General features: G+C 62.8%; 21 protein-coding genes and 1 pseudogene. 18 read left to right on the forward strand and 4 right to left on the reverse strand.

What is annotated here, in order from left to right; genetic code table 11:
- Positions 1–59: 59 nt before the first annotated feature.
- The 4 genes from rpoN to GGR30_RS19025 all read right to left on the reverse strand — a co-directional run bounded on the left by rpoN (position 60) and on the right by GGR30_RS19025 (position 3,792).
- Complete coding sequence (rpoN, locus tag GGR30_RS19010) at positions 60–1,595, reverse strand: RNA polymerase factor sigma-54 (RefSeq protein WP_183489736.1); 1,536 nt, start codon at positions 1,593–1,595, stop codon at positions 60–62.
- Between the two features lie 143 nt (positions 1,596–1,738).
- The gene (gene lptB, locus GGR30_RS19015) at positions 1,739–2,560 is read right to left on the reverse strand and encodes an LPS export ABC transporter ATP-binding protein (RefSeq protein WP_246414032.1); all 822 of its coding nucleotides are present in this window, start codon (positions 2,558–2,560) and stop codon (positions 1,739–1,741) included.
- A gap of 6 nt (positions 2,561–2,566) precedes the next feature.
- Positions 2,567–3,130 carry an LptA/OstA family protein gene (locus GGR30_RS19020; RefSeq protein WP_183489740.1) on the reverse strand — a complete coding sequence of 188 codons (564 nt, stop codon included), beginning with the start codon at positions 3,128–3,130 and terminating at the stop codon, positions 2,567–2,569.
- A gap of 8 nt (positions 3,131–3,138) precedes the next feature.
- On the reverse strand, positions 3,139–3,792 hold the full coding sequence (locus tag GGR30_RS19025) for an LPS export ABC transporter periplasmic protein LptC (RefSeq protein WP_183489743.1): 654 nt from the start codon (positions 3,790–3,792) through the stop codon (positions 3,139–3,141).
- Positions 3,793–4,033: 241 nt separating this feature from the next.
- On the opposite strand from GGR30_RS19025, the gene sppA reads away from it, so the two are divergent.
- The 18 genes and pseudogenes from sppA (at position 4,034) to GGR30_RS19115 (ending at position 24,371) form a co-directional block, all read left to right on the forward strand.
- Positions 4,034–4,987, forward strand: a complete 954-nt coding sequence (sppA, locus tag GGR30_RS19030) for a signal peptide peptidase SppA (RefSeq protein ID WP_183489746.1) — start codon at positions 4,034–4,036, stop codon at positions 4,985–4,987.
- Between the two features lie 25 nt (positions 4,988–5,012).
- Positions 5,013–5,309 (forward strand): integration host factor subunit beta, encoded by a 297-nt coding sequence (locus GGR30_RS19035; protein ID WP_138750217.1) that lies wholly within the window; start codon positions 5,013–5,015, stop codon positions 5,307–5,309.
- A gap of 47 nt (positions 5,310–5,356) precedes the next feature.
- Positions 5,357–5,704, forward strand: a complete 348-nt coding sequence (locus tag GGR30_RS19040; protein ID WP_183489749.1) for a LapA family protein — start codon at positions 5,357–5,359, stop codon at positions 5,702–5,704.
- An 81-nt stretch (positions 5,705–5,785) separates the two neighbouring features.
- Positions 5,786–6,904 carry an RsmD family RNA methyltransferase gene (locus GGR30_RS19045; RefSeq protein ID WP_183489751.1) on the forward strand — a complete coding sequence of 373 codons (1,119 nt, stop codon included), beginning with the start codon at positions 5,786–5,788 and terminating at the stop codon, positions 6,902–6,904.
- On the forward strand, positions 6,901–7,770 hold the full coding sequence (locus GGR30_RS19050; protein ID WP_183489754.1) for a TrmH family RNA methyltransferase: 870 nt from the start codon (positions 6,901–6,903) through the stop codon (positions 7,768–7,770). The genes GGR30_RS19045 and GGR30_RS19050 overlap by 4 nt, the downstream gene beginning before the upstream one ends.
- A complete protein-coding gene (lspA, locus tag GGR30_RS19055; RefSeq protein WP_183489757.1) occupies positions 7,767–8,255 on the forward strand; it encodes a signal peptidase II in 489 nt (162 codons plus the stop codon). Before GGR30_RS19050 ends, lspA begins: the two co-directional genes overlap by 4 nt.
- Positions 8,256–8,568: 313 nt before the next feature.
- Positions 8,569–9,444: a l-ornithine N(alpha)-acyltransferase gene (olsB, locus tag GGR30_RS19060; RefSeq protein WP_183490025.1), complete on the forward strand. Its 876-nt coding sequence runs from the start codon at positions 8,569–8,571 to the stop codon at positions 9,442–9,444.
- 454 nt (positions 9,445–9,898) lie between these two features.
- Positions 9,899–12,628: a DNA mismatch repair protein MutS gene (mutS, locus tag GGR30_RS19065; protein WP_343066523.1), complete on the forward strand. Its 2,730-nt coding sequence runs from the start codon at positions 9,899–9,901 to the stop codon at positions 12,626–12,628.
- A gap of 54 nt (positions 12,629–12,682) precedes the next feature.
- The gene (locus tag GGR30_RS19070) at positions 12,683–15,595 is read left to right on the forward strand and encodes a [protein-PII] uridylyltransferase (RefSeq protein WP_183489763.1); all 2,913 of its coding nucleotides are present in this window, start codon (positions 12,683–12,685) and stop codon (positions 15,593–15,595) included.
- Complete coding sequence (murJ, locus tag GGR30_RS19075) at positions 15,592–17,160, forward strand: murein biosynthesis integral membrane protein MurJ (protein WP_183489766.1); 1,569 nt, start codon at positions 15,592–15,594, stop codon at positions 17,158–17,160. The genes GGR30_RS19070 and murJ overlap by 4 nt, the downstream gene beginning before the upstream one ends.
- Before the next feature lie 96 nt (positions 17,161–17,256).
- Complete coding sequence (gene trpS, locus GGR30_RS19080; protein WP_183489769.1) at positions 17,257–18,318, forward strand: tryptophan--tRNA ligase; 1,062 nt, start codon at positions 17,257–17,259, stop codon at positions 18,316–18,318.
- Between the two features lie 146 nt (positions 18,319–18,464).
- The gene (locus tag GGR30_RS19085) at positions 18,465–18,956 is read left to right on the forward strand and encodes a universal stress protein (protein ID WP_183489772.1); all 492 of its coding nucleotides are present in this window, start codon (positions 18,465–18,467) and stop codon (positions 18,954–18,956) included.
- Between the two features lie 74 nt (positions 18,957–19,030).
- Positions 19,031–19,594 carry a NifU family protein gene (locus tag GGR30_RS19090; protein WP_183489775.1) on the forward strand — a complete coding sequence of 188 codons (564 nt, stop codon included), beginning with the start codon at positions 19,031–19,033 and terminating at the stop codon, positions 19,592–19,594.
- A 33-nt stretch (positions 19,595–19,627) separates the two neighbouring features.
- A pseudogene (gene tsaB / locus GGR30_RS19095) lies at positions 19,628–20,176 on the forward strand (tRNA (adenosine(37)-N6)-threonylcarbamoyltransferase complex dimerization subunit type 1 TsaB); the annotation flags it as partial.
- Between the two features lie 124 nt (positions 20,177–20,300).
- On the forward strand, positions 20,301–20,792 hold the full coding sequence (locus GGR30_RS19100; protein WP_183489780.1) for a GNAT family N-acetyltransferase: 492 nt from the start codon (positions 20,301–20,303) through the stop codon (positions 20,790–20,792).
- A 38-nt stretch (positions 20,793–20,830) separates the two neighbouring features.
- The gene (gene olsA, locus GGR30_RS19105) at positions 20,831–21,616 is read left to right on the forward strand and encodes a lyso-ornithine lipid O-acyltransferase (RefSeq protein ID WP_183489783.1); all 786 of its coding nucleotides are present in this window, start codon (positions 20,831–20,833) and stop codon (positions 21,614–21,616) included.
- 77 nt (positions 21,617–21,693) lie between these two features.
- On the forward strand, positions 21,694–23,076 hold the full coding sequence (gene miaB / locus GGR30_RS19110; protein WP_183489786.1) for a tRNA (N6-isopentenyl adenosine(37)-C2)-methylthiotransferase MiaB: 1,383 nt from the start codon (positions 21,694–21,696) through the stop codon (positions 23,074–23,076).
- 263 nt (positions 23,077–23,339) lie between these two features.
- A complete protein-coding gene (locus GGR30_RS19115; protein WP_183490028.1) occupies positions 23,340–24,371 on the forward strand; it encodes a PhoH family protein in 1,032 nt (343 codons plus the stop codon).

Consider the following 24,371-nt stretch of genomic DNA (forward strand, 5'->3'; position numbering starts at 1 on the left):
TTCATGTTCCCGGAAGTCAATCACGCCTGCGCTTTTGCCGCAGGTCCAAAAGGAGGGGCTCAGGCGCCGACGACCTTCGCATAGGCCCGTTTTTCGCGGCGGCGCTGGACGGAGGAGGGGATCGACATCGCTTCGCGGTATTTGGCGACGGTGCGCCGGGCAAGCGTGATGCCCTCTTCCTTCAGGGCGGCGACGATGTCGTCATCGGATAGCACCGCTTCGGGCGTTTCGGCCGTGATCATCCGGCGGATCTTGTGGCGGATGGATTCCGCCGAAAGGGCGCTGCCGTCCGCCTGGTCGGAGGCGATCGAGACGGAGAAGAAATAACGCAGTTCGAACAGGCCGCGCGGCGTCAGGATGAACTTGTTGGAGGTGACGCGGCTGACGGTCGATTCGTGCATCTTGATCGCGTCCGCCACGGTCTTCAGGTTGAGCGGCCGCAGATGGTCGACGCCGTGCTTGAGGAAGGCGTCCTGCTGGCGCACGATTTCGCTCGCGACCTTCAGGATGGTGCGGGCGCGCTGGTCGAGGCTGCGCGTCAGCCAGTTGGCGGTCTGCAGGCATGTGTTCAAAAAGGCGTCATCGGCCTCCGACATGCCCCGGGATGCCTTGATCTCGGTGAGATAGGAGCGATTGACGAGAACGCGCGGCAGCGTGTCGGGGTTAAGCTCCACCTGCCAGTCGCCGTCCTTGCGTGCCGACACGATCACATCGGGCAGGACCGCTTCGGGCGGCTGGCTTGAAAAGGCACTGGCCGGTTTCGGGTTCAGCCGGCGAAGCGCATGCATCATGCCCAGAAGGTCTTGCTCTTCGACCCCGCAGAGCTTTTTCAGCTTGGTGAAATCGCGCCGGGCGACCAGCTCGAGATTGTCGACGAGGGCGGCCATCGCCGGGGTCAGGCTTTCGGTCTGCAGCAATTGCTGGCGCATGCAGTCGGAGAGCGACTGGGCGAAGATGCCGGGCGGATCGAGTGTCTTCAGTCGCGCCAGGACGGTATCCAGCCTGTCGACCGTCAGCCCGGCCCGCTCGGCGATCTCCGCCGTGTCGGCCCGGAAATAGCCGGCCTCGTCCAGATAATCGACCAGATGCCGGGCGATCGCCTGTTCGTCGGAGCGCTTGAAGGTAAGCGCGATCTGGCCGGTCAGATGGTCGCGCAGGCACGGCCTTCCGGCGACGAATTCGTCAAGGTCGACATGGTCGTCGCCGCCAACGCCGCCGGGCATGGATTTCCACTGGCTCATCAGTTCTGGCGCGTCGGGCCGGGCGGGCGCGCCGTCATCGCCGTAGGCGCTGTCGAAATTGCTGTCGAGACTGTCGCCGAGGCGGGCCGTGCCATTGGCCTGCTGGTCGTCGGAATACCAGTCGCTGGCCATTTCCGAGCCGTGAGGCTCGTGCGTCTCGGATGTTTCGGAGCGTTCGTCGCCGGCATCTTCCTCGCCGCCGACCTCCAGCAACGGGTTCTTTTCCGCCTCCTGGGCTATGAACTGGCTGAGCTCGGCATGGGGCATTTGGAGCAACTGGATTGACTGCATCAACTGCGGCGTCATGACGAGTGACTGGTTCTGGCGGAGGAAAAGATTGGCGCTTAGTGCCATGTTGCGAGCAAAACCCTTACACCGCAACGGTCAGCCGTCTCGGGCGTCCGTCTGCGTACTGAACAAATTAAAACGTGCAAAGGAGAGACTGGCACAGAAATTGCTTGATGATCAAGCCTGAATCATCGCCCGGCAAAGCCGATCTACAGGCTGAAATTGTCTCCGAGGTAGAAGCGGCGCACATCGCTGTTGGCGACGATCTCGTCGGCCTTGCCGTGGGTCAGCACTTCGCCCGCATGAATAATGTAGGCGCGATCGATCATGCCCAGCGTTTCGCGGACGTTATGGTCGGTGATCAGGACGCCGATGCCGCGTCGCGTGAGGTGGCGGATCAGGTTCTGGATATCGGCGACCGAGATCGGGTCGACGCCGGCAAAGGGCTCGTCCAGCAGCATGAAGGCCGGGTCGGTCGCAAGCGCGCGGGCGATCTCGAGGCGCCTGCGTTCGCCGCCGGAAAGCGCCACGGCCGATGACTTGCGCAGCTTGGCGATGCCGAACTCCTCCATAAGCTGCTCGAGCTTCTCCTCTCGCTCCTTTTTCTTCAGCGGGGTCAGTTCGAGCACGGCGCGGATGTTGTTCTCGACGCTGAGCCCCCGGAAAATGGAGGCTTCCTGCGGCAGGTAGCCGACGCCGAGGCGTGCGCGACGATACATCGGCAGGCCCGTCACGTCGCGGCCGTGCAGCGCGATACTACCCTCGTCAACTGGCACAAGGCCCGTAATCATGTAGAAACAGGTCGTCTTGCCCGCGCCATTGGGGCCGAGCAGGCCGACGGCCTCGCCGCGGCGCACGACGAGCGAGACGCCATTGACGACGCGACGGCTGCGGTAGGTCTTGGTCAGGCCCTGCGCGATCAGCGTACCGTCATAGCGTCCGTCCTCGCGGTTTCCGTTTTGGGGCAGGGTTGCGGCAACGGACGGGCGCTCGGCGGTGGAGAGCGTTTTTCTTGTCGTTCTTTTCGGCATGCGTGATCAGTCGCCCGGCCGTGACTGCGGGTTCAGCCTGATCTGCACCCGCTTGCCGCAGGCGTCGAGCTTGGCCTGGCTTGTCACCATGTTGACGGTGAGCTTGCAGCCGACGAAGACATTGCCGTTTTCTTTCAGCACCACCTCGTTGCCTTCCAGGACGAAATGCTGGGTGACCATGTCGAAATAGCCGGTATCGCCGGTCGCCGTCTGCGTGTCGGTCAGAAGCTCCACCGACTGGCTGAGATCGATCCGCTCGATATCGCCCTGGCCCGAGGCGATCCCGGTCGAGCCGCCGGCATAGCGCACGGTCATCTTGCCGGCCTTGACCTGGTTGACGCCCTGATTGGCGACGACATTGCCGGAAAAGGTAATCAGCTTGGTGGCGTCATCCACTTCGAATTCGTCGGCATCGATGTCGATCGGCTCGTCGCCGGAAAGCTGGAAACCACTCGTCTGGGTCGACTGCGCGAAACCTTGCCCGGCGGGCAACGCCAGCGCGCACAGAAGCGCGAGCGTTGCTGCGGTCGAGCGCCGGGGCGTGCAGAATTTCAAATTGCTCAGATCCATCCGAAACCTCATTGTCCGGTGCGGGCCAGCGCCGACGGAGACAGCGTTACGTGAACGCCGCCGCCAAACCGGATTTTCTGACCGTTATCGATGATATTCACGTTTTCGGCAACCACCGATGCCTGCGGCGACGTCACGGATACCGGCGTGTCGCTGGAAAGCGTTCCGGCCTTGATGTCTATCTCGGCCGAGGTGAAGTCCGCATGCATGCCGTTCGATAGCTCGATGGTGAAAGGGTCATTGATCGTCAGCTTCTCGGTGGTGCGATCATAGAGCGTGCGCGCGGCGTCGACCACGGCTGTAACGCTATCCTCGACCGGGACGGTGGCGATGACGTTTTCGAGCAGCACCGTGCTGTCATCCGGATTGGCAGCCGGCAACAGCGCGCGATCGGCTTTCAGCGAATAGCGGATGCCATCGGAATTGCGGCCAGACATGCCGGGGTTTGTCATGACGATCATGCCATTTTCGATCGAGGCGGCATCAAGCGTGATATTGTCGGGCACGATCGAACGCAGGAAGGTCGTCGCGACAAGTCCGATCGTGATCACCACGGCGGCCAGCGGCAGCAGGAACTTGAGGCGGCGCACATGGCCGGAATGCCGCCGCGCCTTGCGGAAGCTTTCCTCGATCGAAGGGCCGACGCCTTCATGCGCTGTCATTGCCATACTCATGTCGTGCCGTCTCGTCGCTGTCGCACAGCCTGTCATCCGCATTGGAGCCAAGACACTCTGCGCCCGAAGCCGTTACCTGTCAGGGCCCATGGGTAGTATGTTTTGCGGGCCAGAACAAGTTTGCCGGCCTAAATTAGCCCCGTCCGCGATTGACATCAGATGAGTCCGGAACGCACATTCGCCAAGCTTGAAAGCGGCAAGCGCCGTTCAAAACACTGTGAGGGCATTGATGAACCTATCGGATATCCTTGAGCGCAGGCGCCTCAGACGGCGCGTGGGCTGGTGGCGAGCGGCCGCGCTCGTGGTTGCCGTTCTTCTCGTCGTCGCCCTTTACAAGGCCTATGGCGGAGCGGAGCCTGGCACCATGCTCGCACGTCCCCATGTCGCGCAGCTTACGATCTCGGGCGTGATCGGCGACGACCCGGCGATGCTCGAGACGATCCGTGAGATTGGCGAGGATCCGGCGGCGAAGGCGCTCGTCGTCTCGCTTTCGACCGGGGGCGGCACGACATTCGGCGGCGAAGCGCTCTACAAGGCGTTGCGCGTCGTCGCGGAGAAAAAGCCTGTCGTCAGCGAAATTCGCACGCAGGCCGCCTCGGCGGGCTACATGATCGCCCTTGCCGGCGACCGCATCTTCGCCGGGGACACCTCGATCACCGGCTCAATCGGCGTGATCTTTCTCTATCCGCAGGCAAAGGAATTGCTCGACAAGATCGGCGTGTCGGTGGATTCGATCAAATCCGCGCCGATGAAGGCCGAGCCCTCGCCGTTCGATGATGCGAGTGCGGATGCGAAGGCGATGGTGCGCGCCATGGTGATGGACAGCTATGACTGGTTCGTCGATCTCGTCGCCGAGCGTCGCGATATGCCGCGCGAAGAGGCGCTGACGCTGGCCGACGGCCGGATCCTGACCGGACGTCAGGCCGTTGATGCCGGTCTTGTCGACGAAATCGGCGGTCGCGACGAAATTATCGCCTATCTTGCCGCAAACGGCGTTTCGGACTCCCTTGAAATCCGGTCTTGGGATAACGTAAACAGGGATGGGTTCGGGGTCGGTTTAGCAAGAATGGGGGCCAGACTGCTCGAATCGCTCGGATTGGGTTGGTTCGTTAGCGAAGACATCCTTCGTCAGACCGGGCTTGTTGACGGGCTGGTGTCCGTGGGGCAGACTGATTGGCAATGAAAATCATAGAGTTGAGGGGCTGGGCGTGATCAAGTCGGAATTGGTACAGATTGTTGCGGCGCGAAACCCGCATCTCTATCACCGCGATGTCGAGAATATCGTGAATGCAATTCTGGACGAGATCGCGGATGCGCTGGCGGCGGGCAACCGCGTCGAACTGCGCGGCTTCGGCGCTTTTTCGGTCAAGAACCGCCCTTCGCGTTCGGGACGGAACCCGCGCACCGGCGACACCGTTTTCGTTGAAGAGAAGTGGGTGCCGTTCTTCAAGACCGGCAAGGAGCTGCGCGAGCGCCTCAATCCCGACCAGAAAGACGACGACTAACGGCTGCGGGCCGGATCGCCGGAAATAATGAAACGCGTTCGAGGCGCATGATGTCAAAGCTTGTCAATCTCATCATCCTTCTGCCCATCGGGGTGGTTCTGGTTCTGTTGTCGGTTGCCAACCGGCAATCGGTCACCATGGCGCTGAACCCCTTCAATGCCAGCGATAACGTGCTCTCCGTCTCCGCGCCCTTCTTCGTCTACATCTTCATCGCCTTCATTCTCGGCATTCTGCTGGGCGCGCTGTTCACCTGGATCTCCCAGCGCAAGCACCGCAAGACCGCAAAGTCTAGCAAGCGCGAGGCCGCTCTCTGGCGCGCGGAGGCCGACAAGCAGAAGGCGCGGAGCACCGAAGTTTCGTCTGTCCGCCCGCTTGATCAGCTGCCGTCCTCCTGAGACGATGCGAGAAGACTTGCCATTTTCGTCACAGGGCTGATAAACCGCAGCTTTCCAACACTCGCGGGATAATCGCCTTTCATGACGCCTTCCAGAGCCGACAAGACCCGCCGCAACAAGGCTGGCGGCAAGCCGCAGGCCAAGCCTGACCGGCAGCGCAAGGGCGTGCGTCCCGATGGCCGCGCCGAGCGGCGCAAGGCCGGAGCCCCGGCGGACAAGCAGACCGAACGCCGCAGCCGCCAGCCCGAGCCGCAGTGGATCGCGATGCGCGAAGGCGAGCGCCCGGCAGAACGCGTGCCGACTATTCTCCAGTCCATTTCCGCCGACGGCTTTCACCTGATCGACAGCGGCCATGGCCTGAAGCTCGAGCAATATGGCGACTACCGCATCGTCCGTCCCGAGGCGCAGGCGTTGTGGCCGCCGCTCCTTGATGAAAAGATCTGGGCCAACGCCGATGCCATCTTTACCGGCGACACGGACGAGGACGGCATGGGCCGCTGGCGCTTTCCCAAGGCTGCCCTTGGCGAGACCTGGCCGCTGCGGATCATGGATATCGATTTCCTCGGCCGTTTCACCGCCTTCCGCCATGTCGGCGTTTTTCCCGAACAGGTCGCCCACTGGCAGTGGATGCGCGATGTGCTGGAGACGGCTCGCGGCGGCAAGAACCCGCCCAAAGTGCTCAACCTCTTCGGCTATACCGGCGTCGCCTCGCTGGTCGCCGCTGCCGCCGGCGCTGAAGTGACCCATGTCGATGCGTCGAAGAAGGCGATCGGCTGGGCGCGCGAGAACCAGGCGCTCTCCGGCCTCAACGATCGTCCGATCCGCTGGATCTGCGACGATGCGATGAAGTTCATCGAGCGCGAGGAACGGCGCGGCAACCACTACGACATCATCCTCACCGATCCGCCGAAATTCGGACGCGGGCCGAATGGCGAGGTCTGGCAGTTGTTCGAGCATCTGCCGCGCATGCTGGATCTCTGCCGCTCCATCCTGAAGCCGGATGCGCTCGGCTTCGTCCTGACGGCTTATTCGATCCGCGCCAGCTTCTATTCGGTTCACGAACTGATGATGGAGACGATGCGCGGTTTCGGCGGCGTGGTCGAATCGGGCGAACTTGTCATTCGCGAGGCGGGGCTTTCCGGCGATCAGCCCGGCCGCGCCCTTTCAACATCCCTTTATGCGCGGTGGTTGCCCCAATGAGCTTCGAGCGAGACGACAGGCGCGCGCCGCGCGTCGGCACGGTGAAGGAAGTCACATCCCTTTCCAATCCGATCATCAAGGATATCCGCGCGCTGTCGCAGAAGAAGCACCGCGAGGAGACCGGAACCTTCATGGCCGAGGGGCTAAAGCTGGTCATCGACGCGCTGGAACTCAACTGGTCGATCCGCACGCTGATCTATGCCAAGGCGGCCAAGGGCAAGGCGCAGGTGGAAAAGGTCGCCGCCAAGACGATCGCCTCCGGCGGCCTGGTCTTGGAGGTTTCGGAGAAGGTGCTTTCGGCAATCACGCGGCGCGACAACCCGCAAATGGTCGTCGGCGTGTTCGAAAGCCATTACCGCCCGCTTGCCGATATCCGACCGGCGAAGACCGAGACCTATGTGGCGCTTGATAGGGTGCGCGATCCGGGCAATCTCGGCACCATTATCCGTACCGCCGATGCGGCGGGCGCGGCAGGGGTGATTCTCGTCGGCGAGACGACCGATCCGTTTTCGCTGGAGACCGTGCGCGCCACCATGGGCTCGGTCTTCGCCCTTCCGGTCTCGCGGGCCGAACCGCGCGAATTTCTCGACTGGGCGCGGACAAGCGGCGTCGAGGTCGTCGCCACGCATCTCGCGGGCTCGGTCGACTACCGAACCATCGACTACACGAAAAGGCCGGTCGTGCTTTTGATGGGCAATGAGCAGCAGGGGCTTCCTCCGGAACTCGCCGAAGGCGCAGGGCGGCTTGCCCGCATTCCGCAGCAGGGCAGGGCTGATTCGCTCAATCTTGCGGTTGCCACCGGGGTGATGCTCTACGAGGCGCGCCGGCATCTTCTTTCGCTCGACGCACCGGAGAAAAGCCGATGAGATCGCCGCTTTCGCGCCCCGGCCCGGCCATCGCCTTCGTCGTCATCGCGCTCCTCATCGATGCGGCGGTCAAATATGCGGTCGAGCTTTATCTGCCGTTTCACCGGACGATCGACGTCCTGCCCTTCCTGGGCCTGTTCAAGACCTATAATCCCGGCATTGCCTTCTCGCTTCTGTCGGATACGAACGGCTGGGCGCTGGTCGGCATGCGGCTCGTCATCGTCGCGGTCGTCATCTATCTCTGGCTGAAGACCGATTCCCGGCAGACCTGGGCGCTCCTCGGCTTTGCGCTGGTGGTAGCCGGCGCTCTTGGCAATATTCTCGATCACTTCATCTACGGGCATGTCGTCGACTATATCCGTTTTCACGTCGGCGGCTGGACCTTCCCGATCTTCAACCTCGCCGACAGCTACATCACGGTCGGAGCGGTGATGATCTTCGTCCAGGAGTTTCTGTTCAAAAGGCCCGATCGTGAGGGCGACTGAGCCGTTCATGCCCGCCTTCAAATTAGAAAGCGCTTGAACATCAAGGCATTGTCCGGGCGCTGTCGAGGTCCCGTGGCGTCTTCGGATGTTGATGAGGCGTCAAAACCTTCTGGACCTCGCTTCCGCCATGTACTAGTCTTTTACACGTTGGGACCGTGCCGTTGCGGCACATGAGAGGCGGCGGAAAATTGACGCGAGAGGACCTCTTCCAAACGAAGTGACCTCCAGAATGGCGGGATGCGACTGTCACGAACGTGTCGCAGTTAGATGGTTTATGACATCCAAGATGAACGATCCGGAACACGCGATGACCATGGAAGCGCTCGATCTTCTTCAGGCTGCCGAACGCGCCGGCGCGGCCCCGGCCGTGAGCACGGAACTTCTGCAGGAAGGTATCCTGGGTCGCATAGGCTCCCTTGAGACCCGCATTGCGCGCACGCCAGGCGAGATCGAGGCCGCGCAGGCGGTGCGCTATCGCGTCTTCGTCGAGGAGATGCAGGCGCGCCTTCCAGCGGACGCCATGCGCGCCAAGCGCGATTTCGACCAGTGGGACGAAATCTGCGATCATCTGCTCGTGCTCGACACCAAGCTTGACGGCGATGTCGAGGACCAGATCGTGGCAACCTACCGATTGCTGCGCCACGAGGTGGCGATGGAGCATGGCGGGTTCTATTCCGATGCGGAATACCAGACCGACAAGCTCGTCGCCCGTCATCCCGATACCCGTTTCATGGAGCTCGGCCGCTCCTGCGTGCTGCCGGATTATCGCAGCAAGCGCACGGTCGAACTGCTCTGGCAGGGCAACTGGGCCTATGCGTTGAAGCACAATATCGGCGTCATGTTTGGCTGCGCCTCGTTCCACGGCACGGACCCGGCAGAGCACGCCATGGCGCTCTCCTTCCTCTACCACAATGCCCGCGCCACCGGCGAATGGGCGGTCAATGCGCGGCCGGAACTTGCCGTGGACATGAACCTGATGAGCGCCGAGGAAGCGTCCGGACGCCGGGCGCTGACCGGTCTGCCGCCGCTGATCAAGGGCTATCTGCGCCTCGGCGCGATGGTTGGCGACGGTGCGGTGATCGACCATGCCTTCAACACGACCGATGTGCTCGTGGTTCTGCCGATCTCGTCGATCTCCGACCGCTATCTGAACTATTACGGCGCCGACGCCGGCCGTTTCGCGAGCTGAATTTTCGGAGCGTCGTCCGCCTTGATGTGGCCTGGTTTGTTGACAAAGCTCACCTCGCCCTCATTCGTCATGCTCGGGCTTGACCCGAGCATCTAAGCACGCATCCCCGTAACAAGCGTCTCGGACGAAAAATCTATTTAAATTCAATATTTTATGAAACGCGAACACCGTTCGTGCGGAACGGTGGTTAGATCCTCGGGTCAAGCCCGAGGATGACGACCGCAAAAAGGATGGCTTTGTCGGCAGCCTGGGCCGCCTTGGAGGCGGCTCTCCGGTGATTGCGGTTCCGCGTTGAACCTCAGGCGACCGCTCGTCGTCGTGCTGAAGGTTTTGCCCAGCTTTCTCTTTTCCCGCTCTTCCGACGCTTCCGATTTCATGACACATGAAAGGGAGGCAAGGATGCGGTCGTTTGGACCCGTCCGGCGCAATCATCAATCCATGCAAGCAAGTGACCGTGGCAGACGATAATCGTATTCCGACCGAAGAACTGATTTCAGAGGAAAGCCGGGCATCGGCGACGCCGATGATGGAGCAGTATATCGAGATCAAGGCGGCCAATCCGGATCTCCTGCTGTTCTATCGTATGGGCGATTTCTACGAGCTGTTTTTCGATGACGCCGTCGAGGCGGCGCGGGCGCTGTCGATCACGCTGACCAAACGCGGCCAGCATCTCGGCCGCGATATCCCGATGTGCGGCGTGCCGGTCCATGCGGCCGATGATTACCTGCAGAAGCTGATCGCCCTCGGCTTTCGCGTCGCCGTTTGCGAGCAGACGGAAGACCCCGCCGAGGCGAAGAAGCGCGGCGCGAAGTCCGTTGTCCGGCGCGATGTCACCCGGCTTGTCACCGCCGGCACGCTGACGGAGGAAAAGCTGCTCGCCCCCGGCGAGAGCAATTTCCTGATGGCGCTTGCGCGGGTGAAGGGCGAGGGTGATGCGGCCTACGGGCTCGCCTGGATCGATATTTCCACCGGCGTCTTTCGCCTGTGCGCCACCTCGGAAAGCCGCCTGGCCGCCGACATCATGCGGGTCGAACCGCGCGAACTGATCGTCTCCGATACGCTTTTCGCCGAGGAGAGGCTGCGGCCGGTCTTCGATCTTCTCGGCCGCGCGGTCGCGCCGCAGCCGGCCGTACTGTTCGACAGCGCCACGGCGAAGGACCGGCTGTCGCGCTTCTTCGGCGTGGCGACGATGGACGGCTTCGGCCGGTTTTCGCGGCCTGAGCTTTCGGCCGCCGCCGCCGCCGTTGCCTATGTCGAGAAGACACAGATCAACGAACGCCCGGCACTCGGCATTCCCGAGCAGGACGGCGCTTCGGCGTCAATGTTCATCGATCCGGCGACCCGCACCAATCTCGAACTCGTGCGCACCATGAATGGCGGTCGCGACGGCTCGCTCCTCAAGGCCATCGACCGGACGGTCACCAGCGGCGGCGCGCGGCTTCTGGGCGAGCGGCTGATGTCGCCGCTGACGGACCCTGAGGAGGTACATAGGCGGCTTGATTCGGTTGGTTTCTTTCTCGATGAAGTCGACCTTGCCTCTTCGCTTCGCGATCATCTCAAGCAATTGCCGGACATGCCGCGCGCCCTGTCTCGACTGGCGCTTGATCGCGGAGGGCCGCGCGACCTCGGAGCGATTCTGAAAGGGCTCGAGTCGGCCCGCGCTATCGCGGAGCTTCTGAGGCCTGCGTTGCTGCCTGACGAGCTTTCGGGCGCGCTCAAAGCGCTCGCCGGCCTGCCCGCGAGGCTTGAGACAGAACTCGCCGCGACGCTTTCCGATGAACTGCCGCTCCTGAAACGCGACGGCGGATTCGTGCGCGAGGGGGCGGATCAGCGCCTCGATGAAGCGCGCGGGCTTCGCGATGCCTCGCGGCGCGTGATCGCAGGCCTTCAGGCGCAATATGCCGAAGAGACCGGTGTCAAGGCTCTGAAGATCAAGCACAACAACATGCTTGGCTATTTCATCGAGGTGACGGCCGGCAATTCGAAGTCGCTGACGGAAGGCGATGAGGCCAAGGCGAAGTTCATCCACCGCCAGACCATGGCGAACGCCATGCGGTTCACCACCGCCGAGCTTGCCGATCTGGAAAGCCGGATCGCCAATGCCGCAGGCGAGGCGCTGGCAATCGAACTGGAAGCCTTCGAGGCGCTGCGCCAGGCCGTGATCGACAGTGCTGAACTCTTGAAGCGGGGCGCCCATGCCCTTTCCGCGTTCGATGTTTCCGCTGGCTTTGCCGTTCTTGCCGAGGCCGAGGCCTATTGCCGGCCGGCAGTGGACGGCACCACGGCCTTCGAGATTGAGGGCGGCCGCCACCCGGTGGTCGAACAGGCTTTGGCGCGCCAGTCGGCGGGGCCGTTCGTTGCCAATGACTGCACGCTGTCGCCCGAAAGCGGCGACAAGGGGCGGCTGTGGCTTCTGACCGGGCCGAACATGGGCGGCAAGTCGACCTTCCTGCGCCAGAACGCGCTGATCGCCATTCTGGCGCAGACCGGAGCCTATGTGCCGGCGGCAAAGGCCCATATCGGTGTGGTAGACCGGCTGTTCTCGCGCGTCGGCGCCTCCGACGATCTGGCGCGGGGTCGGTCGACCTTCATGGTCGAGATGGTGGAAACGGCTGCGATCCTCAACCAGGCAGGGCCGCGCTCGCTGGTCATTCTCGATGAGATCGGACGCGGCACGGCGACCTTCGACGGCCTGTCGATCGCCTGGGCGGCGGTCGAACATCTGCACGACGTCAATTGCTGCCGCGGTCTGTTCGCCACGCATTTTCACGAGCTGACAGCGCTTTCGGAAAAGCTGCCGCGCCTCGTCAACGCCACGATGCGGGTGAAGGAATGGAAGGGCGAGGTCGTCTTCCTGCATGAAGTCGGGCCGGGGGCGGCCGACCGGTCCTATGGCATTCAGGTCGCGCGACTCGCCGGCCTTCCCTCCGTCGTCGTCAAACGCGCGAAGAACGTTCTGGCGCGGCTGGAGGATGCCGACCGCAAGAACCCGGCGGCAAGCCTGATCGACGACTTGCCATTGTTTCAGGCGTCGATGCGCGCGCCCGAGGCCGAGCCGAGGACGTCCGGGGTCGAAGCCATGCTTGACGGGCTGAAGCCGGACGACATGACCCCGCGCGAGGCGCTGGAGGCGCTCTACGCGCTGAAGCGGAAATTGCACGATGATGTTTCCATTGAAGGGTGATTTGCTTTAAGACGACACCGGCGGCGAAAGAACCGCAGGTGAAAAGGCAAGTCGATGCAGAGACCCGCAAGCGAGCAGCGTGAACGCGCTACCGGTGAGACAGTCAAGAGCGGCGCCGACAGGCCGCTGTCCAGTCCCTATGCGATGACGGAAGCGCTTGATCCATCAAGGCTCCGGGCAGAGTTGCGGGCAATTGCCAGAAAACATGCCGTAAACCCTGACAAGCTGCGCCAGGACGTGCTTACTCGCCTGAAGGAGGTAAATGCTGCCGGCCGCGAGCGCGCCTATGAGATATTGAAGGAAAATGGCGGCGGGCTGGAATGCGCGCGCCGGATTTCGTGGCTTCAGGACCAGATCCTGATTGCGCTCCACACATTGGTGGTCCAGTCGGTCTATCCCGAGGCCAATAATGAATTCACCATCACTGCCGTCGGCGGTTATGGGCGCGGCACGCTGGCGCCGGGATCGGATATCGACCTTCTGTTCCTGATTGACGGCGGCGATCGCGCCGAGACGCTGAAGTCGATCGAGTATGTGCTCTACATGTTGTGGGATATGGGGCTGAAGGTTGGCCACGCCACCCGCAGCGTTGCCGAATGCATCAAGCTTTCCAAGTCCGACATGACGATCCGCACCTCGATCCTGGAGATGCGCTATGTCGCTGGCCGCAAGTCGCTTGCCGATACGCTGGAACATCGTTTTGACGATGAGGTGGTTGCCAATACCGCGCCCGAGTTCATCGCCGCCAAGCTTGCCGAGCGCGACCAGCGCCACCAGAAATCCTTCGACACGCGCTATCTGGTCGTTCCCAATGTCAAGGAGGGCAAGGGCGGGCTTCGCGATCTCAACACGCTGTTCTGGATCGCCAAATATTTCTACCGGGTGCCCGAGCCGACCGAGCTTGTCGATCTTGGCGTGCTGTCGCGCCAGGAAATGAAGCTTTTCCTGCGCGCGGAGGATTTTCTCTGGGCCGTGCGCTGCCACATGCATTTCCTCACCGGCAAGGCGGAGGAGCGGCTATCTTTCGACATCCAGCGCGAGATCGCCGAGGCGCTCGATTATCAGGACCGGCCCGGCCTTTCCGCCGTCGAGCGGTTCATGAAGCATTACTTCCTGGTGGCCAAGGACGTCGGCGATCTGACCCGCATCTTCTGCTCCGACCTTGAGGAGCAACAGGCCAAGGCTGCCCCGACACTTCCCCGCGCCGTCTGGTCGAAATTCGCCAAGCGCCAGCGCAAGATCCCCGGTTCGATCGAGTTCGTCTCCGACAGCGGCCGTATCGCGCTTGCCGAGCCGGACGTGTTCAAGAAGGATCCGGTTGCGATCATCCGCTTCTTCTATGTCGCCGTCATCAACGATCTCGAATTCCACCCAGACGCTCTGAAGGTTGTCACCCGCTCGCTGTCGCTGATCAATGCGGACTTGCGCGAGAATGAGGAGGCCAACAGGCTGTTCCTTTCGATCCTGACCTCGCGCAACAAGCCGGCCCTTTATCTGAGGCGCATGAACGAGGCCGGCGTGCTCGGCCGTTTCCTGCCGGAATTCGGCCGCATCGTCTCGATGATGCAGTTCAACATGTATCACCACTTCACGGTGGACGAGCATCTGATCCGCGCCGTCGACGTTCTGTCCGAGATCGACAATGCCGGCGGCGAGAGCGAGATGCATCCGCTCGCTGCTCGGCTGATTTCCTCGGTTGAGGACCGCACGGCGCTTTATGTCGCCGTGCTGCTGCATGACGTCGCCAAGGGCCGCAAGGAGGATCATTCGATTGCCGGCGCCCGGCTTGCGCGCAAGATCTGCCCGAGGCTCGGCCTTTCCGTCAAGCAGACGGAGCTCGTTTCCTGGCTGATCGAATTCCACCTGCTGATGTCGATGACCTCGCAGACCCGCGATCTCAACGACCGCAAGACGGTGGTGGATTTTGCCGACAACGTCCAATCGCTCGACCGGCTCAACATGCTGCTGATCCTGACGGTTTGCGACATCCGCGCCGTCGGTCCGGATGTGTGGAACGGTTGGAAGGGGCAGCTTCTGCGCACGCTCTATTACGAGACCGAGATCCTGCTCTCCGGCGGGTTCTCCGCCGTCTCCCGCAAGGCCCGCACGGAACGGGCGATCGAGGCGCTCGACAATGCACTGGACGGCTGGGGCGACAATGAGAGGCACAAATACGCCAATCTGCACTACCAGAACTACATGCTCTCCGTGCCGCTGGAAGACCAGGTGCGCCATGCCCGCTTCATCCGCGATGCCGACAAGGAGCGCAGGCTGTTTGCGACCATGGTGCGCACCCACGCCTTCCACGACATCACCGAGATCACGCTTCTCGCGCCCGACCATCCGCGCCTTCTGTCGATCATCGCCGGCGCGTGCGCGGCAACCGGCGCCAATATCGCCGATGCGCAGATCTTCACCACCACAGACGGCCGCGCGCTGGACACGATCCTTCTCAACCGCGCTTTCGACGACGACGCGGATGAACTGCGCCGCGCCAAAACCATCGGCCGGCTGATCGAGGACGTGCTGACCGGCCGCAAGCATCTGAACGACCTGATCGCCGCGCGCACGCGCGAGCGCCGCACGGTGCACGCCTTCTCCGTGCCGACCCATGTCTCGGTCACCAACAAGCTTTCCAATATCTTCACCGTGATCGAGATCGAGTGCCTGGACCGGACGGGCCTTCTCGCCGACGTCACTCAGACGCTTTCAGAGCTTTCGCTCGATATCCAGACGGCGCGGATCACGACCTTCGGCGAGAAGGTGATCGACAGTTTCTACGTGACCGACCTGGTTGGCGCCAAGATCACCAATGAGAACCGCCAGGCGGCGATCGTGGAACGGATGAAGGCGGTGCTGGAAGACAAGGGCGATGCCTATCGCAAGGGCATGCCGCAGGGCATGCTGCTGCCGGCGGAAAACGGGCAGGACAACACGCCGCCCAAAGACGACGGAAACCGTAAATGAGCCTCGTCGGCAAGTTCGCCACTGTCGGCGGCGCCACATTCGCAAGCCGGCTTCTCGGCTTTGCCCGCGAGACGATGATGGCGGCGGCGCTTGGCAACGGTGCCATGGCCGACGTGTTCTACGCCGCCTTCCGCTTCCCGAATCTGTTCCGCCGGCTTTTCGCCGAAGGCGCGTTCAACGCCGCCTTCGTGCCGCTGTTCTCCAAGGAGATCGAGGAGAACGGTGTTGACGGCGCCAAGCGCTTTTCCGAGCAGGTGTTCGGCGTCCTGTTTTCCTTTCTCCTCGTCATCACCGTGGCGATGGAACTGGCGATGCCGCTTCTCGTGCGCTTCATCATCGCGCCGGGCTTTGCCGATGACGCGGAAAAGTTCGAGATGACCGTGAGGCTCGCCTCGGTCATGTTTCCCTATCTGATCTGCATGTCGCTGATGGCGATGATGAGCGGCATGCTGAATTCGCTGCACCGCTATTTTGCCGCCGCGATCGCGCCGGTCTTTCTCAATGTCGTGCTGATCGGGGTGCTGGCCTATGGCGTCTATGCGGGCGCCGATCCGGAACATATGGCGCGCAATCTGTCCTGGGGCGTGCTCGGAGCGGGGATCATTCAGCTTGGCGTCGTCTATATCGACGTCCGCCGGGCGGGCATGCGGCTCACCTTCCGTTTGCCGAAGATCACGCCGAAGATCCGCCGTCTCGTCGCGCTCGCCGTGCCGGCTGCGGTGACCGGCGGCGTCATCCAGATCAACCAGATCATCGGCCAGGCGGTCGCCTCCGGCAAGGACGGCGCGATCTCGGCGTTGCAATATGCCGACCGGCTCTACCAGCTGCCGCTCGGCGTCGTCGGCGTTGCCGGCGGCGTGGTGCTGCTGCCGGAGCTTTCGCGGGCGCTGAAGGCGGGCAACAGTTCAGAAGCCTCGCATATCCAGAACCGGACCATCGAATTCGTGCTGTTCCTCACCGTCCCGGCCGCCTTCGGGCTGATGGTGATCTCGCCGGAAATCACCCGCGTGCTTTACGAGCGCGGCGCCTTCGGGCCGGAAACGACGGCGCTGGTATCGGCGATCATGACGGTCTATGCCTTCGGACTTCCGGCCTTTGCGCTGACAAAGGCCCTGCAGCCGGCCTTCTACGCGCGCGAGAACACCAAGCTGCCGATGCGCTTCACGCTGGTCGCTGTTGTGATCAACTCGATCCTGGCAATCTCGCTTTTTCCGATCCTCGCCGAACGCGGCATCGCGCTCGCCGAAGTGGTCTCGGGCTGGACCAATGTTCTGCTTCTGGCGGCGACCCTGATCATCACCGGTCATCTGCGCTTCGACAAGCTGCTGATGAAACGCGGGCCGCTGATCATTGCAAGCGCCATTGCCATGGCGGTATCCGTGCGGCTGGCGGCCGGGCGCATGTCCCACTGGTTCGCGCCGGAGGCAGCCTTCCTGCAGCAGCTCGGCGGGCTTCTCATTCTGCTCGGCCTTGCGGCGAGCGTCTATTTCGGCCTCGTACTGGCAACCGGCGGCGTCAATCGCGCGCTGCTCGGGCGTCTGGTCAGGCGTGGCCGCAAGGGGTAGGGCGTTTCGCCGTTTGACCTGCCGCCGCCTGCGGTGCATAAGCGCTATCGAAATTCAACCGACCGGGCCTTCCACCCGTCCGAAAGAGACCAAGACATGAGCGAATTCAAGCCGCAAATCTTCTCCGGCGTGCAGCCGACCGGCAATCTTCATCTCGGCAATTATCTCGGCGCATTGCGCAAATTTGTCGCCCTGCAGGATCAGATGGACTGCATCTACTGCGTCGTCGACCTGCATTCGATCACCGCGCAGCTCGTCCATGACGACCTGAAGAGCCAGACGCGTTCGATCACGGCGGCCTACCTCGCCTCCGGCATCGACCCGGTGAAGCATATCGTCTTCAACCAGTCCGCCGTGCCGCAGCATGCCGAGCTTGCCTGGATTTTCAACTGCGTCGCCCGCATCGGCTGGATGAACCGGATGACCCAGTTCAAGGACAAGGCCGGCAAGGACCGCGAGAACGCCTCGCTCGGCCTTCTGGCCTATCCGAGCCTGATGGCGGCCGACATCCTGGTCTATCGCGCGACCCATGTTCCGGTCGGCGACGACCAGAAGCAGCATCTTGAGCTGACCCGCGATATCGCCATGAAGTTCAACCTTGATTTTGCCAAGAAGATCAAGGAGATCGGCAAGGGCGTTGACATCACCGTCGGCGACCAGCCGGTCCATGCCTTCTTCCCGATGGTCGAGCCGCTGATCGAGGGGCCTGCACCGCGCGTCATGAGCCTGAAGGACGGTTCGAAGAAGATGTCGAAGTCGGACCCCTCCGACCTTTCGCGCATCAACCTCACTGATGATGCCGACACCGTCGCCCGCAAGATCCGCAAGGCTAAGACCGACCCGGACGCGTTGCCGAGCGAGGTCGACGGGCTGAAGGGTCGTCCCGAGGCCGACAATCTCGTCGGCATCTTCGCCGCCCTTTCCGATCGCACCAAGGCCGATGTTTTGTCCGAGTATGGCGGCCAGCAGTTCTCGCAGTTCAAGCCGGCGCTCGCCGAACTGGCGGTCAACGTCCTGTCTCCGGTCAATGCCGAGATGCGCCGCCTGATCGACGATCCGGCCCATATCGACGCCGTCCTGAAGGATGGTTCGGAGCGGGCAGGGGCCATTGCCGAGAAGACGATGAAGGACGTGCACGAGATCGTCGGCCTCCTCTGACGCTTGCTTTTGCGTCATCTATGCTATGATGCCGCGTTCGGATCGCCGGCAGGACGTTGCCTGAAAAGGCATGCTTCCTGCCGGCCCGGCCTTTTCTGCCGGGCTTTCAAGCCGTTTACTGCCGGAAAACACGGAGTTTCGCAAACATGGTTTCCAAACGACTTTCCGGCGAGGCCGGACATCGCCGTAAATTCATGGCCATTGTCGATGATACGCCGGAATGCAGCCGGGCCGTGCGGTATGCCGGGCGGCGCGCCAAGAACTCCAATGGCGGGCTGGTGCTCTGCTATGTGATCCCCGAACACGATGTGCAGCAGTGGATCGGCGTGCAGGAATTCATGCGCGCCGAAGCCCGTGAAGAGGCTGAGGCAATCGTCAACAAGGTGGCCGAGGCCGCGCGCGAAGGCATTGGTATCGAACCCGAGATCGTCATCCGCGAGGGCGACAGGTCCGAGCAGATCAACGCCGTGGTCGAGGAAGATCGCGACATTGCCATCCTCGTGCTGGCCGCAGGTTCGGCCAAGGACGGGCCGGGGCCGCTGGTCTCGCTGCTGGCCGGTCGCGGCAAGGCCTTCACCATTCCCGTCACCGTTCTGCCCGACGGGCTGGAGGATGCGGATATCGACGCGCTCTGCTGATGCCCTTGCGGTTGAAGGCCAAAGCGCCGATATAGGGGCAAAGCCTTGCCCGACGACAAGATTTGGAGATGAAGATGTTCATCCAGACCGAAACGACGCCGAACCCGGCGACCCTGAAATTCCTGCCCGGCAAGATCGTGATGGAAAGCGGCAATGCGGATTTCCGCTCGGCCGATGACGCGATCGTCTCGCCGCTGGCGACCCGGCTCTTTGCCGTTCCCGGCGTGGAAGGTGTGATGTTCGGCTATGATTTCGTGGCCGTGACCAAGGGCGAGCCCGAATGGCAGCACCTGAAGCCGGCAATCCTCGGCGCGATCATGGAGCATTTCATGTCCGGCGCGCCGGTCATGGCCGGTGAGGCTCCGCAGGTGGAAGAGGACAGCGGCGAGGAATTCTTCGACGCCGGTGACGAGACGATCGTCGCCACCATCAAGGAACTGCTCGACACCCGCGTTCGCCCGGCCGTTGCCCAGGATGGCGGCGACATCACCTTCCGCGGCTATCGCGAGGGTACGGTCTTCCTCAACATGCGCGGCGCCTGCTCGGGCTGCCCCTCCTCGACGGCGACGCTGAAGCACGGCGTCCAGAACCTCCTGCATCACTTCGTTCCCGAAGTGGAGCATGTCGAGGCCGTCTGACAACCGTGGCCATACGGTTCTGAAAGGTCCGCAATGCTGATACTGGCGCTCGATACGGCGCAGGCCGATTGCGCGGCCTGCCTTTTCGATACGACAAACGATGTCGTGCTTGCCCGCACGGTCGAGACGATCGGCAAGGGGCATGCCGAACGGCTGATGGCAGTGATCGACGAGACGCTGCGGCAGGCGGGAAGGGCGCCTTCGGGTTTTGACAGGATCGCGGTCAATGTCGGGCCCGGTTCGTTCACGGGCGTGAGGGTCGGCGTTTCGACCGCCCGCGCGCTGGCGCTTGCGACAAGGACGGAATGCGTCGGCGTTTCATCGCTTTCCTCGCTCGGCTTTCAGGCGCGGGAACTGGCGAAGGGCCGCGCCGTGATGGCGACCATCGATGCCCGGCGCGGCGAGGCCTATGCCCAGGTCTTCGGCGGCGCTGACGGGGAAGCGCTCACCGAGCCCTCTGCCTATGCCTATGAGGCGCTGGACGGCCTCATGCGTCGCCACGATGCCCTTGCCTTTGGCACCGGGGCAAGCGTTGCCGGGCTGGAGGTCGCTGGCGACGTGACCCACATCGAGATCGAGACCATCGCACGGATTGGCGCCGTTGCCCGTCCGCAAGGGCCGGTGAGCCCGCTTTATCTGCGCGCGCCAGACGCCAGGCCACAGGCGGGATTTGCCGTCGCCCGCCGCTGACTGTTCCGGATTTGCCATGCTTCCCTTTTTCAGACGATCGCCGGAAATAGACCTGTTTCCCCTGGGTGACGAGCATCTGGGGCTGGCCGCCGATCTTCACCGCAAGCGTTTCTCCCATGCCTGGAGTGCGGGGGAACTGCGCAGGCTCCTGGCCCAGGCGCCGGTCTTCGGTCATATCGCGCGGCATGTGAACCGCATCGTCAGCCCGCCCGCGGCCGGCTTCGTGCTGGCGCGCAGCGTCGAGGAGGAGGCGGAGATCCTGACGATTTGCGTCGGCCCCGATTATGCTCGCAACGGCGTCGGCTGGCGACTGATGGTGGCTGCCATGCAGGAGGCGCGCATGCGCGGCGCCGCCTATATGCTGCTCGAGGTGGATGCCCAGAACCAGGCGGCCATCGGGCTTTACCGCAAGCTCGGCTTTTATGAGGTCGGCCGCCGCAAGGCCTATTACGCATACGACGACGGAACCCGCTCGACCGCGCTTGTCATGCGCCGCGATCTCGGCTAACCCCGAACGTCACGACGTTTTTCGGGGAGGTGAGGGCGATGATCTGGCTGCGCTATGCCTATGTGGCGCTCGCCCTGTTTCTTACGACCGTCATCCTCTCGCCATTGCAGATCATCGCGCTCTGGCGCGGCTGGAAACTTGCGCGGAGAATGCCGCGCTACTGGCACATGGTCGCCTGCTTCGTGCTCGGCATCCGCATTCATGTCCACGGCGCAATCGAGACGCGCCGGCCGCTGATGCTCTCGGCCAATCATACGAGCTGGCTCGACATCATCGTGCTCGGCCGCGTTGCCGATGTTGCCTTCATCGCCAAGTCGGAAGTACGCTCGTGGCCGATATTCGGCCTGTTCGCCCGGCTGCAGAACTCCGTCTTCATCGAGCGGACGGACAAGCGCGGGACCGGCCGGCAGGTCAATTCGATCGCCGAGCGCATGGCGGCCGGCGAGATCATCATCCTCTTTCCCGAAGGAACGACCTCTGACGGCAACCGACTGCTGCCGCTCAAATATTCGCTCTTCGGCGCGGCCTCGAGCGCGGTGCCCTATTCGCCGGACGGCACGGTTCACGTCCAGCCGGTGGCCGTCGCTTATACCGGCATCCAGGGCATGCCGATGGGCCGGTTCATGCGCCCCGTCGTCGCCTGGCCGGGCGATGTCGCCATGCTGCCCTCGCTTGCCGGCGTCATCAGGGCGCGGGCTCTGGATGTCGATATCTGTTTCGGCGAAAGCGTGACCTTCGAGGAGGGCACGAAGCGCAAGGAAGCGGCGGCCGAGGTCGAAAGCCGGATGCGAACGCTTCTGGCCGAGCGCCTGAGCGGGCGCTGAAACGCGGCGGCAAAAGCCCGGCAGGGTCACGTATTTTTTCATTTTCTCGGAAGCCAAACCGCGTTAAAAGGCCCGCCATGACACAGGAAACGACGACAGTGATCCGGCAGGACGCCACCAACCAGCGCAAGGTCTTCATCAAGACCTATGGCTGTCAGATGAATGTCTACGACAGCGAACGCATGGGCGAGGCGCTGGCCGCCGACGGCTATCAGCCGACCGAGGTCATCGAGGATGCCGACCTGATCCTGCTCAATACCTGTCACATCCGCGAAAAGGCGGCGGAGAAGGTCTATTCCGCGCTCGGGCGTTACCGCGACCTGAAGGCTTCCCGCGCCCGCGAGGGCCGTGAAACGCTTATCGGCGTCGCCGGCTGCGTTGCCCAGGCGGAGGGCGAGGAAATCCTGCGCCGCGCGCCCGACGTCAGCGTCGTCATCGGCCCGCAGACCTATCACCGCCTGCCGGAGGCGCTGCGTCGCGCCAAGACCGGCGAGCGGGTGGTCGACACCGAATATGCGGTCGAGGACAAGTTCGACTATCTGCCGAAGAAGGAACGCGGCATCCGCCCGAAGAACGTCTCGGCGTTTCTGACGGTGCAGGAGGGCTGCGACAAGTTCTGCACCTTCTGCGTCGTGCCCTATACGCGCGGCGCGGAGATTTCCCGCTCGCGCAGGCAGATCGTGGACGAGGCAAAGCGCCTTGCCGAAAACGGCGTGCGCGAGATCACGCTTCTCGGCCAGAACGTCAATGCCTGGCACGGCGAGGGGCCGGACGGCGCCGAATGGGGGCTCGGCGAGTTGCTGTTCGACCTCGCGAGCGTCGATGGCATCGACCGGTTGCGCTACACGACCAGCCACCCGCGCGACATGGACGAGAGGCTGATGGCCGCTCACCGGGAACTGCCGGAGCTGATGCCCTATCTGCATCTTCCGGTTCAGGCCGGATCCGACCGTATCCTGAAGGCGATGAACCGCCGTCACACGGCCGCCGAATACCTGGCGCTGATCGAGCGCATCCGTGCCGCGCGTCCTGACATCGCCATGTCGGGTGATTTCATCGTTGGTTTCCCCGGCGAGACGGAAGAGGATTTCCAGGCGACGCTCGATCTCGTTGAACAGGTGCGTTACGCGCAGGCCTTCTCGTTCAAATATTCGCCGCGTCCGGGCACGCCCGGCGCCGAGCTTGGCGATCAGGTGCCGGAAGCCGAAAAGGCAGATCGGCTGCAGCGGCTGCAGGCGCTGCTGTCGCGCCACCAGCTCGAATTCGCCCAGTCGCGGATCGGTATGGAGATGGACATTCTGCTGGAAAAGCCCGGCCGCAATCCCGGCCAGCTTGTCGGCCGTTCGCCCTGGCTGCAATCGGTCGTCATCGATGCCGGCGATGCGGTGGTCGGCGACATGGCGCGGGTCCGGATAACGGATGCTTCCGCCAACAGCCTGGCGGCGGTTCGCCTCGATTGAGGCGCGGTTGGCGATCTGTGACGTGTCCGTGAAATCTTGGGGCTTGCCTGAAATTTGCTTCACAAACAGCAGAATCGCGTTTAGCCTTTCTTCATGAAGAGAGATTGGCGAACAAAGACTCACATTTCTGCCGCTTTACCTCTGTCGTTGACTGAACGATTTCCTATGTATCGCACCAGGGACGCTGCGCATGCCGGGTCTGAAACCGGCAGGCAATGTCATTTTCTTTTTCCAGGGAGCCGGACCGCTTGAACGCTACTGAAATGGTTGCAAAGCACGAAATCCAGGCGGGGTCGTCTGCGGACGCCAGCCATTTTGTCCTGACCTTCGAGAACAACCGCCACGCCAGCGAATTGTTCGGCCAGTTCGATGAGCACCTGAAATTGCTGGAAAACCAGCTTTCCGTCACGGCGGTGGCACGGGGAAACTCGGTCGCGCTTTCCGGCTCGACGCTCGCCACGCATCAGGCGAGGCGCGCGCTCGATTATCTTTATGACCAGTTGCAGAAAGGCGTTCAGTTGGAAAAGTCCGATGTCGAGGGGGCAATCCGAATGGCCCAGGCCGCCGACGACCAGTTGACGCTTCCGACCCTGGAACGCAAGGCCCGGCTGTCGATGTCGCAGATTTCGACGCGCAAGAAATCGATTGCCGCCAGAACGCCGGCGCAGGACGCCTATATCCGCGCCATGGAGCGCAATGAACTGGTCTTTGGCGTCGGCCCGGCCGGTACGGGCAAGACCTATCTTGCGGTCGCCCACGCTGCCCAACTTCTGGAGCGTGGCGCGATCGAAAAGATCATCCTGTCGCGCCCGGCCGTGGAAGCGGGCGAGCGGCTCGGCTTTCTGCCGGGCGACATGAAGGAAAAGGTCGATCCCTATCTGCGGCCGCTCTATGACGCGCTTTACGACATGATTCCCGGTGAGCGGGTGGAGCGGGCAATGACGGCCGGCGTGATCGAGATCGCGCCACTTGCCTTCATGCGCGGGCGCACGCTCACCAATGCCGCGGTCATTCTGGACGAGGCGCAAAACACGACGTCGATGCAGATGAAGATGTTCCTGACGCGGCTCGGCGAAAATTCGCGCATGGTGGTCACCGGCGATCCGAGCCAGGTCGACCTGCCGCGCGGCGTCAAGTCCGGCCTCGTAGAGGCGCTCTCGGTGCTTGACGGCGTTGAAGGCGTGTCGACCAACAGGTTCACCGACAAGGATGTCGTTCGCCATCCACTCGTCGCCCGCATCGTTGCGGCCTATGAGGGCCGTCTCGTGCCTTCCACGGGCGAAAAAGACGACTGA

This window comes from Martelella radicis (genome assembly GCF_014196625.1).
GTDB lineage: Bacteria > Pseudomonadota > Alphaproteobacteria > Rhizobiales > Rhizobiaceae > Martelella > Martelella radicis.